Source organism: Kitasatospora sp. NPDC085879, assembly GCF_040686255.1.
Classification (GTDB): domain Bacteria; phylum Actinomycetota; class Actinomycetes; order Streptomycetales; family Streptomycetaceae; genus Kitasatospora.
Map to the genome: position 1 here is coordinate 3,001 of NZ_JBFBJZ010000065.1, position 14,858 is coordinate 17,858.

The window sequence follows — 14,858 nt, forward strand, 5'->3', positions numbered from 1 at the left end:
GGCAGGTTCACGAGACGCCGGTCCACGAGTCGCCGGTGGCGGGCCGTGAGACCCCGGTGCCCGTGCACGAGACTCCTGCTCATGTGCCGCCGACTGCCGGGCAGGTTCACGAGACGCCGGTCCACGAGTCGCCGGTGGCGGGCCGTGAGACCCCGGTGCCCGTGCACGAGACTCCTGCTCATGTGCCGCCGACTACCGGGCAGGTTCACGAGACGCCGGTCCACGAGTCGCCGGTGGCGGGCCGTGAGACCCCGGCACCCGTGCACGAGACTCCTGCCCACGTGCCGCCGACCGCCGGGTCCGTCCACGGGGCGCCCGCACCCGTCCACGAGAGCCCCGCACCGGTCCACGAGGCCCCCGCGGAGCGTCCGGCGGCGGTGCCGCATGCCGCGGCGGCCTCCGCCGCGCCGCCGCCGAGCCACACGGCGGGGGGTGGAGGCGAACACCGTGCCCCGGCTCCCGAGTCGGACGCCCCGGCACAGGCGTCCGGCCGGCCGGACGGTACCGGCCTGCTCGGCGGTGCCGGGCACCTGGCCGCGTCCCGTGGCGACACGCACCTCGACGGCGGTAGCCGGATCTCGGGCGGTCAGACCCAGAGCAGGCCTGCGCCGGAGACCGTGCCGGGACATGTCGTTCCCGACAACGCCGGGTCCACCGTCCAGCAGCCGGCGGGCACGCCGCCCATGTCGGGCGGGTTCATGCCCGGTCCGGTGCCGGGTGGCGGCGCTGCCCACACGACGGGCGGCGGCGCCCGTACGCCGTCGCCCCACGCCACGACCGGTCCGGTGTCCCAGCGTCCGGTGGAGCCGACCCCGCAGCCCGGTGGCGGTACCGTCCGGCCGGGTGCGGGCCGGACGTCCGACACCCATGTGCCGCCCCCGCCCCCGCCGCCGCAGCACCAGGCGGGCGGGACTCCGCGGACCCTCGGCGACCCGAACGGGTCGTCGTCCACGCCCCGCACCGGTCGGACCGGCGACGAGCACCTCCCGCCGCCGCCCCCGCCGTCGGGGAACTCCCGGATCCGTCCGATCGACGAGCGGCCGACCCCGGACGAATTGGCGCAGCTGCACCAGCACCCGGACGGCCCCTCGCTGATCCACCCGCCCAAGGCGAATGCGGCGGCGCTGGCCCAGTACAAGAGCAACAACAAGTTCAACTTCAAGCTGACCGGTGAGCTTCACACAGCGGCGAACACCCTGCCGCACAGCTCGTGGGGACGGCACGACTCGGGCGTCCAGACGCCGAGCGGCCGGCCGGACGTCAAGGTCAGCCCGTACTCGCAGTCGTTCAAGACCCACCTCGACCCGCTGACTCTCAAGGCCCTGCACTCGCAGGCCGCCGGCGCGATCACCCCGCACCTGCGCAACGAGCTCGGTCCGGAAGCCATGGCGTTCCAGGGCAACCAGGTACTGGAGGCCGCGGGCAACCTGGACTTCCGTACGCAGGAGCACTTCCAGCAGCAGGAGTTCCGCCGGAACGTGCTGGAGCGCCTGGCCCGCCAGGACTCGGGGCAGACCTGGCACCCGGTCGGCGAGCAGCGGGTGAACGACCACCTGGACGGTTCGACGTCCGCAATGGACGGCGTGAACCGGCTGCTGGGCGGCCACGACGGCCGCCCCGGCTTCGACGGGATCGTGCTGGGCGAGGCGCACAACCAGTCGCCGAGCTGGCGCTTCCTCAACGAGAACATGCACGACCTGAAGACCGCGGGCGTCGACCGGATCTACGTCGAGTCGCTCCGCGACGACGCCTTCCAGCAGCACCTGAACGACTTCCAGCGCCCCGGCGGCACCATGTCGCCGAACCTGGAGAAGATGCTCCGCACGTACGACACCAACCTGAACTCCCCGCCCGGCCACGGCCTGTACGACACCGTGGTGCGGGCGAAGGAAGAGGGGGTGACGATCCACGCGGTGGACGGCTACCCGGCGCGGCGGCCGAACGAGTTCGGGCCGCAGGCCCTGCAGGAGCGCGCGCGGCTGCTCAACTCCTACATGAACCACGCCATTTCGGAGGGCGGGGGGACCGGCAAGTACGTGCTGGTCACCGGCAAGGCGCACGTCCACGAGCACGCGAACAGCAACGGCCACCGGATCCCCGGCGTGGCCGAGATGCTGGGTGCCCCGGCGGTGCGGCTGACCGACAGCGGACGGCCGAACCCGAACGGCGCACCGCACGACGCGTCCACCGCGACCGGCTCCGGAAACATGCGCCTCGGCTACCTCGCCCCGGAGTCGACCGGGCACGACCCGGCGAACGCGGCCGGGCAGCACGGCAACGGCGCCCCGCCCGCGCCGCCGGCCCCGCCGGTGTCGCACCAGAACGAGGGCAGCTCGTCCCAGTCGACCCGGAGCCTCGGCGGCGACAACACGCCTGCCCCGCCGGCCCCGCCGGTGTCGCACCAGAACGAGGGCGGCTCGTCCCAGTCGACCCGGGGCCTCGGCGGCGACAACAACCCGCCGGCCCCGCCCGCGCCGCCGACCCAGCACACCGCGGCCGGATCCTCGCAGTCCGGCCACCAGCCCCCGGCCGCGACGACGCCGAACACGACGCCGAACGCGACGCCGAACACGGCTCCGAACGCGGCGCCGAACACGGCTCCGAACGCGGCGCCGAACACGGCGCCGGCCTCCGGCCACACCGCCCCGTCGACCGGCGGCCACAACACGCCGTCGACGACCGGCCACACCAACCCGCCCGCCACCGGCCACACCAACACGCCGTCGACCAGCGCGCACGACCAGTTCCTCGACCGGCAGAAGCAGGCGCGGGACGCCGAACTGCAGGCATTGTCCGGCAAGTCCCCGGTGCGCGACGCGGTCGGCCAGCTCGGTCGCGAGCAGCGGGCGGTGGCGACGCCGCCGCCCGGCGCCGACCGGCTGCGGCAGGACCTGCCGACCATGTCGGCGCAGGAGCGGACCCGCGAGCTGGCCGGCCTGACGCCGGAGAACCGGCGCTGGCTCGCACGCGACCCGCAGACGGTGGACGCGCTGAAGAACTCGCTGCCGCCGAAGGAGTTCGCGAAGACCGCGGCGGAGCTGATGGTGCACGTGGACCCGCGCGCCGAGCGCGCGCCCTCGGCGCGGCAGGAGGCGCAGCAGCAGATCGCCCGGATGCTCCAGGACCCGGAGACCACCGCGCGCCTGCTGAAGAACGGCGCCGACGTCGTGGTGGTCCCGAAGGACGTGCGGATGCCGGACGTCCCGGAGCTGAACAACCTGCGCGGGGTGCACAACAACTCCTCGGCGGGTGCCGGTCGCGGCTACGACGACATGCGCGGATCCGGCGGACGCCACTCGGCGGTCACCGAGGAGAACCTGCTCGGCGAGCACACCCCGATCGGGCACGGCGGCCACTACCAGGACGGGTACTCCACCACCACGCACGAGTTCACCCACACCGTGCACCGCTACGGTCTGGATGCGCACGACCAGAAGCTGATCACCGACACCTTCAACCAGAAGCAGGGCGACCCGAACGCCGCCTGGCCGGACGGCCCGCGTCACGACGGCAGCGGGAAGCCGGTCGACAACTACTCCTCGCGCGACGAGCAGGAGTACTTCGCGCAGGTCACCAACGCCTACCTGGGCACCAACCACGGCACCGACCCGTACACCGGCCAGCCGCGCAACAACGGCGCGGACTGGGTGCGGCAGAACGAGCCGGCCATGCTGCCGCTGCTGGAGCGGCTGTACGGCAAGGACCCGGGCGCGGTGCACACCGGGCCGGCCAACCCGGTGCACGCCACCACGGCCGAGAACCAGATGTACGAAGGCTTCCGGGACTTCATGGACCGGGTCGACGGCAACGGGAGCACCACCCCGGCCCACCAACCGCCGACCACGCCGCCGCCGACCCCGCCGGCGGCCAACCCCGGCCAGCACGGCGGAGGTTCCTCCCACCTGCCCCCGCCGCCGCCGAAGGCGCCCGGCTTCGGCAGCAAGCCCGCGGCCGGCGACGGCTACTCGCACAAGATCGACGGCGAGAAGACCTTCGACGCGATCAAGGACTTCCTGCCGGACTCCGCGGAGTTCGACAAGGTCAAGGACAACCTGAAGAAGTACGAGCGGTCCGCGCTGATCGACGGCGACACCGACGCGATCCTGCACTCGTACCAGCAGCAGAAGCAGCTGCACGTGGACGTGCTGCGCCGCAACGTCCCCGAGTCGCTCGACGCGGTGAACCACCGGCTGGACGAGATCACCCACCAGACACCGGACCGCCAGGCCGAACTGGCCGGCGAGAAGCACAATCTGGAGACCGCGAAGGCCCACCTGGAGGGACAGCGGGACCGGCTCGCCGTCTACGAGCACGAGCTGGCCCGGCTCAAGGGCGAACCCAAGCCCGGGACACCCGAGTTGAAGGCACTGCAGGACGCCCGCCAGCAGGCGGAGCCGCGCATCGCCAAGGACGCCATGGCGCGGATCGAGGAGCAGCGCAAGGCTGTCGCCGACCTCCGGCAGGAGGCCGACCAGCGGCTCAACGACGCCGAGACCGCCTACCAGAACGAGAACAGCAAGCGGACCGCCACCGGCTCCACCAAGGAGACCGCGGCGGAGGCGGCCGCGAAGACCACCCGGAACGTCTTCGCGAGCCGGGTCGAGGACCTCAAGGTCCGTGACGCGGAGCTCGCGCAGGACCTCCAGGCACGCAAGGACGCCCTCGCCGGGAACTACGGGCCGACACCGCCCAAGCCGAAGAAGGGCGCCGAGCACGAGCTGACCGACGGTGCCTACCGCGCCGCGTTCGGCTACTCGGACCACGGGGTGATGGCGGGCGAGCCGCACGCCGAGAAGACCGTCCGCCGGATGGTGGACGGCGACGTCAAGCTCGGTGCCGCGGTGGTCAACCGCAACCACGTGGTGGCCGACTACATGGTGCACAAGTACGTGACGGCGGCCGTCTTCAAGGCGAGGTCGTTCGGCGACGAGCAGCACCGGGTGGAGGCGTCGAAGACCTTCTCCGACTTCGCCGACACCATGGCGCCCGACCAGCACCGGGTCTACGACAAGGACGGGAAGCGGGCCGCCAAGCGGCTCGACGCCAAGGGCGGCGTGGAGCACGCCGCGCTGACCTGGCGCGACCTCGGCTACACCGCCAAGGACGTCGACCTGCGCGCCGCCTACGGCAACGACAGGCTCGCGCCGGCCTTCAGCCCGGCGAAGATGGACGATCCGGCGAGCGCGGGCGCGGCCAAGCAGGAGCTGCAGAACCAGCTGAACCGGTCCGGCCTGGACGGACCGGCCAAGGCGCAGTTCGACCGGTACGCGGACACCGTGGCGAGGTTCTCCGACGATCCTTCGCCGCAGCACCTGGCGGAGATGAAGGACGCCCTCGCGGACGTCCACACCAAGGTCCGCGAGCAGGCCGTCGAGGACCTCGGAGTGGTCCACGGCGTCACCGGTCCGCGTCATCTGGACGACACGGTCGCGGCGGCGCGGCAGGCGGCCGCCGAGCCGCCCGGCGGCCCGGGCGGCTCGCCGGCCCACGAGCGGCTCGCCGACCGGCTCGACGACCTGGCGGGCGCGTACGACCGCCTCGGCCAGGACCGCCAGGACCTGAAGAGCCTGGCGCACGACCTGCGCAACGATCCCAACGCGGTGCGGCCCGAGCAGCTGGAGGCGTTCGCCGACAAGCTGCCGAACGAGCGCGAGCAGCTGCGCCGGGACGAGGTGCAGCACCGTCTCGACGAGGCCGGGGAGACCCTCAGGCCCGGCGGTACTCCGGCCGCGATCAAGTCGGCCGCCGCGAAGCTGCTGCCCAAGGCCGACGCCGACATCAGGACGGTGGGCGAGCAGTACGGAGGCGCCTTCCCCCGGGCCGGCGCGGGGGAGAAGCACCCCGCCGGCCTGTTCGACCAGGCCGTGAAGGCCAAGGTCGAGGACGTGCCGAAGCTGATCGAGGAGATCACCGCAGGCCTGTCCAACAGCGCCTCCAACCTGCGCTTCGGCGACGAGCTGACCAACAAGTGGATCCAGAACTTCCTGGACCCGCACGTCGTTCGCGACCAGGACGTGCTCACCGCCGTCGCCAAGGGCGATCTGCCGCCCGAGGCGCTCTACTCGCCGCACACCCTGGACCTGCTGCGCGGCCTGCGCACGCTGGAGGACACCGGTCTGGCCCCGCGCGAGCTGCGCGACCTGATGGCCCCGAAGACCGAGGCCGACATGGTCGACCTCCACGGGCCGGGCCAGAAGCCGAGCGCCAGCGCGGTCAATATCGCCGACGAGCACGGCATGCTGAACCACGCGGGCGGGGAGACCCCGGTCTCCTCGTCCGGGGACTTCACCCGCCAGCCCGGGCAGTCCGCGAACCCGGTGGTCGGCTCCGAGGCGCTCCACGACCCGGGCCGGGACGCCCGGCCGGGCGCCGAGGGCCGCGAGATCGGCGCCACCCCACCCCCCGCGACGCCCCACCCGGCGGCGAGCCAGGACACCGACGTCGTGATGGCCTCGCAGGGCCACGACACGCCCACCGGGTCGCAGGACCACGACACGCCGATGCCCTCGCAGAGCCACGGCACGCCCACGCCCACGCCCACCCAGGGCCACGACGTGCCGATGCTGTCGCAGAGTCAGGACCACCCGATGGCCTCGCAGCAGACCACCCGGCCGGACAAGCGGCGGCAGGATTCCGGCGACGACGTCCTGATGGCGCAGGCGCCGCCGCTCAAGCGCCGACAGACGGGCGCCGTTCCGACGCCGCCGCCCCCGCCGCCGGTCTCGCACCCCGCCGCGAGCGGCCACCAGGGCACCGGCACCCGGGGCTTCGGCACGCTGCCCTCGCCGCCCCCGCCGACCGGCAACCACACCCCGGCCGCCGGTCAGCACAACTCTGCTTCCGGATCGGGGACTTCGCACCACCCTGCGGTCGAGCACGGCGGTACAGCGGAGCACCAGGGCCAGCAGCACGAGGCCGACCCTCAGCAGCACCACGAGGACACCGACCAGCAGCCCCACGACGATCAGCAGACGCCGCCCGTGGAGCCGCTGCTCCCGCCGGTCGGCACCCCCGAGTACGGGATCATGCACGACCCGGGGAGCTTCCTGCGGGACACCCCGCTCGGGGTGGACTTCGGCTCCGGGCTGAAGCTCCGCACCGAGGGGCTGCAGCAGCACCAGGTCAACTCCTTCCTCGCCAGGTTCGAAAGCAGCGACCGGCACTGGTTCGCCCTCGTCCGCGACCCCGCCCGCAGCACGCCCGACAAGGACGCCTTCGTGCTGACCCCGGCGTGGGAGAAGTACGCCCAGCACAGCGAGGAGTTCCGGCCCCCGGCCGGCGTCCGGCTGCCCGATCCGATGCCCGACCACCACTACGTCACCGCGCTGTACGCCCCCTACAAGTCCGGGACGGCGGGCGCCGACCACACCATCGGGCACGTCGAGGTGCCGTTGCACCCGGACCCGGCGCGGCCGGGCGACGGGCTGGTGTTCACCGGCGGCATGAACGGCTGCGCGTTCGTCGCCACCGACGTGAACCCGCACACGGACACCTTCCAGCTGTGGCACTTCCAGTCGTACTCGGCGAACAACAACCTGATCGGCGGTGCCGACTTCCGGGCCGGGAAGACCGTCACCGACTGGTTCGGCCCGGACGAGTACCGCTCGCCGCACCCGTTCACCTTCGAGGTCACCAACGTCCTGCACCACGGTCCGGACGGCTGGCACGTCACCAGCCAGGAGTCGGTGCAGGAGCAAGGCAACCCGCACCTCGGACAGCAGACCACCCGCCCGTTCCGGCTCGACCCGCCCAGCGAGGCGGACCGGGTGCGGATGACGGTCGGCCCGTACCACATCAACGCCAAGGAGCAGGTGGAGCGGTTCGACGACCTGGCGAACAAGCTGCAGAGCAAGCTCCCGCCGGCCACCGACCCGAACTTCCGCACGGTCCGCAACGACCTGCTCGGACAGCTCGGCGACCTGCGGGGCCGGCTGGTCGCCCAGGCCGACGCCGTCGGCGCGCTCGCGCAGCCCGACACCACCATGCAGCAGGTCCACGACGGCGCTGCCGCGCTGCACCAGCAGGCCGCCGCCAACCACCAGCACGCCCAGGGCGAGTCGATGCTCTTCACCGCCCGGATGAGCGCGATGGGCCACTCCAACCCGCGCTTCCACGAACTGGAGGCGCTGCAGCGACAGCTGTTCGACGAGTTCGCCCCGCAGAACGACCGCTCCTGGCTGTCCGTCATGTCCCGGGACAGCGCCGGCCAGTTGCAGAGCATGGCCGACGCGCAGCACAACCCCGCGCAGGGCTTCGGCGCGTTGCCCGCGTCCCCGCCGCCGGCCGCCACCCACGGCACCGGTACGACGGAGCACCGGCAGCCCGAGCCGATGGACGTCGACCAGCCCGACCGGACCGTCCCGCACCAGCGGGACGCGGACGGCGACGCCGTGATGCACGAGCCCGCCCAGTCGAACGACCGCAAGCGCGGACGCAGCGAGGACGACGACCAGGACGACCAGCCGGTCGTCGAGCGGGAGGTGAAGCGGCGCCGCACGCCGTCGTACGAGAACACCGACGCGGTGATGCACGACCGCGGCTACCAGGCGGTCGCCGCCCAACACCCGTTGACGCAGGACCTGGTGCGCTACCTCGGTGGCGAGCCGAAGGTGCACCCGCCGATGAGCTCCTCGCTGCTCGGAAAGGTGAACCCGCACGCCGCGCCCGTCCACCCGGCCGAGGGCTTCCGGGTCGGCAACGACCTCAACGCCTGCCTGGAGAACGTCGAGGCGTACCGGGACACCCACTTCGGCCGTCCCCGCGTCTCCGGGCAGACGCTGCACGGGAACGTGGAGCCGATCCCGGGCAACACGCTGTGGAAGCGCCACGACGGCCCGGCCCTGTTCGGTGAGGGCGACGCCGCGGTCGGCAAGCTGATGGAGACGGTGCGCGCCGGCGGACCCGGCAGCTTCGCCACCGTGCTCGGCGCCGGCAAGGAGGGCGCGGGCCACGCGGTCGCGCTGGTCCACGACCGCGACGGGCAGCTGCGGTGGGCCGACCTGACGGACCGCAAGGTGACCCCGGCGACCGGAGGGATGCCGGAGAACTTCCGCTCCGACTGGACGGTGTGGGCGTCGGTCGCCGACCCGCACGAGAACAACATCTCGGGCCCGCACGACCCGAACTTCATGGACACCTACTCGACCTTCACCCGGCCCCGGACCGAGCACACCCCGGAGCCGATGGACGTGGACGACTTCGGCACCGTACCGCCGTCCGAGGCGGTGGGGCGGTTCACCGGGCACCCGGACGACGCGGACGGGCAGGCCGGCCGGTTCGCCGAGGACCGGTTGGTCGCGCTGCAGACCCACACCGAGCAGATCTACGAGCAGATCCAGACCAGCCTCGGCAGGCTCGCCCTCGGTGACGAGGGCCTCACCGGCCGCCCCGACCGCACGGCCGCCGAGCTGCAGTACAACCTGTGGTCCGGGCCGGAGCGTTGGGCGAGCGACGCCGAGCTCGGCCCCCGTTACGGCTCGGCGGTCGAGCAGACCGGCGAGTACCAGGCACACCACGCGCCCGGGTTCACCATGGACGGGACCGCGTACCACTACGACGCCCTGGACCAGCTCAAGGCCGCCGGCTACCCGGACTCCCGGCCTCCGAAGGACCCCGAGTACCAGAAGCAGCTGGTCGACTGGCTGAAGCAGAACGAGGCCGACGGCGTCCCGTACGACCCGAAGGCGGTGGAGCAGAAGTTCCGCGAGCTGCGCAATGCCGCCACCGGCACGAAGAACGAGGTGCAGGACGGCAGCACGCCGACCGACGGACCGGAGGTGCTGGTCAACCTGCACGGCACCCAGTTCCGCAATGCCTGGGACATCGCCTCGGACTCGGTCGCCGAGAGCGCCGCACTGGCGATGGCCCCGGTGCGCAGCTACGGCCTGGACGAGCCGAGCGCGCTGGGCACCGGCACGGCGCACCCCGCGCCGGACGGCACGGTGCAGGCCCGGCAGGAGATCCCGATGGTGGTCAAGGTCTCCGACGAGGTCGCCGGGACGCTCCGCGAGAACGTCCAACTGCGCCACGAGATCGCCAGGTTGGCGGGTGACGAGCAGACCCGGAACGACCTGACCGTGCTCGCCGCCCGGGCCGGCCACGGCATCCAGCAGTTCCAGGACGGCGCGCACCTGCTGGAGACCGGCCGCCGCCCCGAGGAACGCGCGCAGAGCGCCCGGCAGATGCTTCAGGGTCGCAACGAATTCCTCGACGCGATCCGGGAGTTCGACGCCAGGCTGAAGGACCGGGAGCTCCCGGCGGCGGACGGCGGTCACGGCAACGCTGCCGAGTGGCTGAGGAACTTCGAGCAGCAGGGCGCCCAGCAGGGATTCGGCTCCCGGCTGTCGGAGACCCAGGCCCCTGCCCACGGGGACGCGCCTCCGCCGCCGCCCCCGCCGCCTGCCTTCCGCACCGGCCCGGTGTCGCGCAGCGGTGACGTCCCGCCGCCGCCCCCGCCGCCGACCACCACCGACCATCCGACGATCGACCACACGACGAACCAGCACACCCCGATGGACGTCGACTCGCCGCCGGCGCCGCCCCAGCGCCGGACGCTGGCGGTCGCCGTGCAGACCGCGGTGGTCGGCAACCCGCACGGGCCGCTGCGCGGACAGGACGTCTTCCTCAGCGAGGTGGTGCCCTCGAACGACCGGCCGATGACCCGGTTCGGCACCGACCAGCGGTCGCACACCGTGCCGTGGGCGCTGACCCGGCGCGCGGCGGGCGGTCTCGCCGGGCGCGACGCGGCCTCGGTGTGGACCGAACTCAAGGCGGACGTCGCCGAGTTCCAGAAGTTCCCGCCGGAGGCCAAGGGCGCCGCGCAGAAGGACCACGCCGCGGTCAAGGCCCGCTGGGACGACATCGTCAACCGTCTCAACGAGCTGCCCGACCACCCGCCGGCCCACCAGTCGCTGCAGGAGTGGCACCGCAACCTCGGCGACCTGGTGTCGGGCTACATCGAGATCTCCCAGATCACGTCCTTCGCCTCGTTCGCGGACGGCCGGGCCGTCGGCCACGGCGAAGCGGGGATGCTGGACCGCCTCGGCAGGTTCGAGGAGCAGGGAGGGCAGCCGCCGCGCACCGACGAGGTCGTCGGCACCCTGCTGGACATCAAGCAGAGCAGCTCGCTCTCCCCGGAGGACGCCAAGGCGGCCAAGGAACACCTGATCCGCAGCCTGCACCGGGCCTACCCCTCCTACATGACCCAGGACCGCCGCACGGAGATCGAGCAGCAGCTCGGGCTCCGGCCGGTGGCGGTCCACCCCACCGGGCAACTGCCGCCCGGCGCGTCCGGTTTCACCCGCTACGAGCTCAAGGCGGAGCTGGTCGCCGACATCGTCGCCGACCCGCACAACCCGGCGCAGATCGGCAAGATCGTGCTCAGCGAGCAGTCCCGGCCGGACACCCAGTTCGGCAGCAACCAGTACTCGCACGCCGCGTCGTGGTCGCTGATGCGGGAGTCGCTGCTGTCGTTCGAGGGCAAGCCGCAGCACGAGCTGGAGACCTGGCTCGGCAACCGGTTCGACAGCATGGACGCCCACGGCAACCTCGATCCGGAGATGTCGCAGGCCGTCGACCACGCCCGCCGCGAGCTCGCCTCGATGGACTCGTACCCGCCGCACGAGCGGGCGGCCAGGGTCGGCGACCTCGTCCGGGTGTTCGTCAGCGCGCACCAGAAGCTGCCGCACACCACCTTCGTCGACCAGGTGCAGCTCGGCAGTGCCACGTCCAGCGGCGAACTCGACTTCGGCCTGCGCGGCGGACCCCGCCACGACAACCTGGTCGCGAGTCACTTCGACGGTGCGGCACCGTTCAACACCAGTGGGGACAGGCTCGTCCGCTCCTACCAGAGCTGGCAGAACATGGCGGAGACCCTCGGCCCCGTTCGGCAGGAGACCGTCAACCTGGTCGCCGACCGGACCTTCACCGACAAGAACCTGCAGCAGCTTCGCGCGGCGGGCCTGCTCACCCCGGTGGACAACAGGATCGGGTCGGCGTACCTGGAGGGCCTCCTCTCATGGGACCGCGGGGTCACCACGGCCTTCCCGGCCCACGGCAACGACGCGGTGACCACGGCCTGGCAGGCCCACCGCGACGAGTTCACCGTGGAACGGTTCGGCCGGCCCACGGACCCCGGCGTGCGCCGGCAGGTGGAGGCCTGGTTCGACCAGGTGAGGACCGCGGACCGGCCGAGCGACGCCGGGGCTGCCCTGGAGGGACTGAGCAAGTACTACGAGGCGCTCAGTAACCAGGGCCGTCGCGGTACCGAGAGGGGCGCGCTCGCCGCGGCTCTGCCGCCCCCGCCGCCCGCCGGCGGCAAGCGCCGCGGCGACGACACCGGCGACATCGCCCGGCAGGTCAGGAGGATCGGCCTCGACGACTGACAACCATCCGGGCCGGGCGGCGGCACCCCTGCTACCGCCCGGCCCGGGTCGTCGGGCCCCCACCTGCTTGAAGACCGCCGGGACCTGGGGAAAAGCAGATGCGTCCGGTCGCGTCGCGCTGGAATCTCCGAGGCCGGATCGACCACAGGAGGTGCGCGGGATGAAGCTTGCCGAGGTGCTGGCGCTTCGGGCGGACGCGGCACGGCGGGTGGAGCAGCTGCGTGCCCGGATCGCCGCGAGCGCCCGCTTCCAGGAGGGGGAGGAGCCGGCGGAGGACGCGGGACAGCTGTTGGAGGAGTCCACGGCCGTCCTGGACGAGCGCGACGGTCGGCAGTCGATCCGGCTCACCGCCAACGGTTTCACCCTGCGGGACAACGGCCGCCTACACGTTGCCAAGGTCGGAGACCTCGAAGTCCGGTGGTCCCGGCCGCTCCCGGCCGCTCCCGGCCACGCCGACCTCGGTCACTGTCACCCTGGACGCGGCCGGCCGGTACTGGGCGAGCTTTGTTGTCGAGACGGATCCGGAGATCCTTCCCGGGCTGGACACCGAGACGGGCATCGACCTCGGGCTCGCGCACTTCGCCGTCCTCTCCGACGGCCGCAAGGTGGCCGCGCCGAAATTCCTGCGTCGCGCCGAGAAGAAGCTCAAGCGCATGCAGAAGGCCCTCAGCCGCTGCGAGAAGGGGTCGAACAACCGGTCCAAGGCCCGTAAGAAGGTTGCGCGTCAGCACGCCCGTGTGGCGGACCAGCGCCGGGACTGGCACCACAAGGAATCCACGAAGATCATCCGCGATAGTCAAGCGGTGTACGTGGAGGACCTGGCGGTATCTGCTCTCGGACGCACACGGCTCGCCAAGTCCGTGTACGACGCCGGGTGGTCGCAGTTCGTCGGCATGCTGGAGTACAAGGCCGTGAAGCACGGCCGGCACTTCGGTCGCATCGGGCGCTTCGAGCCCACCTCTCAGGTCTGCGCTGTGTGCGGGACCAAGGACGGTCCCAAGCCCTTGCACGTCCGGGAGTGGACGTGCGGAGCTTGCGGGATCGTCCACGATCGCGACGTGAACGCAGCGCGCAACATCCTGGCCGCCGGACGGGCGGACAGGCTAAATGCCTGTCGAGCGCCGGTAAGACGGGCATCCGTGCCCGCGCAGCGCCGTGAAGCAGGAACCCACCGAGACGGTCACCCGACCGTGGCAGGAATCCCGGCCCCTTAGGGCCGAGAGGACGTCAAAGAACGTCGTCCTTGTGGGGCTGTGCCCGGCTCGGTAGACACCTCGGTCCACGCGCGGCTGCTCACCGGCCTGGCGTTTGCCAGGGTCGACGGGGTCCTGGACGCCTCATCGTGTCCGGTGAATACCTGCATGGCTGCGAGGCCTTCAACCTCGGACTGCGGCCCACCGTCGTCGCCGAGGCCACCGCCACCCGGGCGCTGGCCGCACCCGACGGCGCCGTGCTGCCCGCCGCGACCCTCCAGGCGGCGGCGCTGACCACGATCGGCGACCTGTTCGGCACCGTCGCCGTCACCGTCGACGAGCTCACCGCCCGGTAGCCGCGAGGCCGCCCCGGGTCAGCCCAGGTGGGAGCGGAAGAAGGCCACCGCGTCCGCCGCCGCCTCGGCGCGGGCCCGGGCGGCGCGGGGTGCCGGGTCGGGGCCGATGAAGTCCGCGTGCACCACGTCCGCGCCGAGCGGGCGGCCGGCGGCGGTCGGGATGCCCTCCAGGTAGGGCCGGGTGTCGCTCTCGTACGGGGTGACGCTGTCGGCGCCGCCCCAGCGGATCTCCACCGGCACCCGCACGGCCGCCAGGCTCTCCGCCGTCACCATCGGCCCGAGGCCGGGGGCGACCTGGAAGACGGCTCGGACCCGGGGGTCACCCAGGTCCGCCCCCGCGGCGGCGACGGCGGCGGGTGGCATGCCCTCCGGGGCCTTCGCCCGGAAGGCGTCCAGCACCCCCGGGAACTCTGGGATCTCCGGCAGCGGCACCACACCCGTCAGCAGGGCGTGCAGCACGCCGGTGTCCAGCCGCGCGCCGGCCAGTGCCGCGGCCGTGTAGCCGCCCGCCGAGAAGCCCGCGGCCCCGATCGGGCCGAGCTCCCGCTCGGCGGCCAGCGCGTCGAGGGCGAAGGCGAGGTCACGCGGACGGTCCCACGGGCAGAGGAAGCCCTCCGGCTCGTAGCCGTCCACGAAGTCGTTCCCGTGGTGGTCGACCGCGACCGCCCGGAACCCCGCCGCGGCCAGCGGACCGGCCAGCCAGCCCATCCCGCTGCCGGACCCGCCCGTGCCGTGCGACACCAGCACCACCGGAGCCGGATCCGCCGTCTGCACCCCCTGCGGCTCCCACTCGTAAAGCCGAACCGGCCGCGGCGCGCCCGGCTCCCGCAGATGACGGCGTGTCGTGTCGAACAGGACCCGCGTCCGCGGCTCCCCCCACCCGAGATCGATCATGGCGGGCATCGTACGCCCGGGCCGGTCGCGCC

3 protein-coding genes and 2 pseudogenes are annotated in these 14,858 nt (G+C 72.7%); 4 read left to right on the forward strand and 1 reads right to left on the reverse strand.

Going from position 1 to position 14,858, the window contains the following annotated elements:
• The first annotated feature begins 785 nt into the window (after positions 1 to 785).
• The 4 genes and pseudogenes from AB0P35_RS33655 to AB0P35_RS33670 form a co-directional block, all read left to right on the forward strand.
• Complete coding sequence (locus tag AB0P35_RS33655; RefSeq protein ID WP_363518487.1) at positions 786 to 12,383, forward strand: hypothetical protein; 11,598 nt, start codon at positions 786 to 788, stop codon at positions 12,381 to 12,383.
• A 160-nt stretch (positions 12,384 to 12,543) separates the two neighbouring features.
• A pseudogene (locus AB0P35_RS33660) lies at positions 12,544 to 12,699 on the forward strand (hypothetical protein); the annotation flags it as partial.
• 73 nt (positions 12,700 to 12,772) lie between these two features.
• On the forward strand, positions 12,773 to 13,597 hold the full coding sequence (locus AB0P35_RS33665; protein ID WP_363518489.1) for an RNA-guided endonuclease TnpB family protein: 825 nt from the start codon (positions 12,773 to 12,775) through the stop codon (positions 13,595 to 13,597).
• Between the two features lie 158 nt (positions 13,598 to 13,755).
• Positions 13,756 to 13,932: pseudogene (locus tag AB0P35_RS33670) on the forward strand (cysteine hydrolase); the annotation flags it as partial.
• A gap of 18 nt (positions 13,933 to 13,950) precedes the next feature.
• Here the strand turns inward: AB0P35_RS33670 and AB0P35_RS33675 are convergent.
• The gene (locus AB0P35_RS33675) at positions 13,951 to 14,826 is read right to left on the reverse strand and encodes a hypothetical protein (RefSeq protein ID WP_363518491.1); all 876 of its coding nucleotides are present in this window, start codon (positions 14,824 to 14,826) and stop codon (positions 13,951 to 13,953) included.
• Between the last annotated feature and the right edge of the window lie 32 nt (positions 14,827 to 14,858).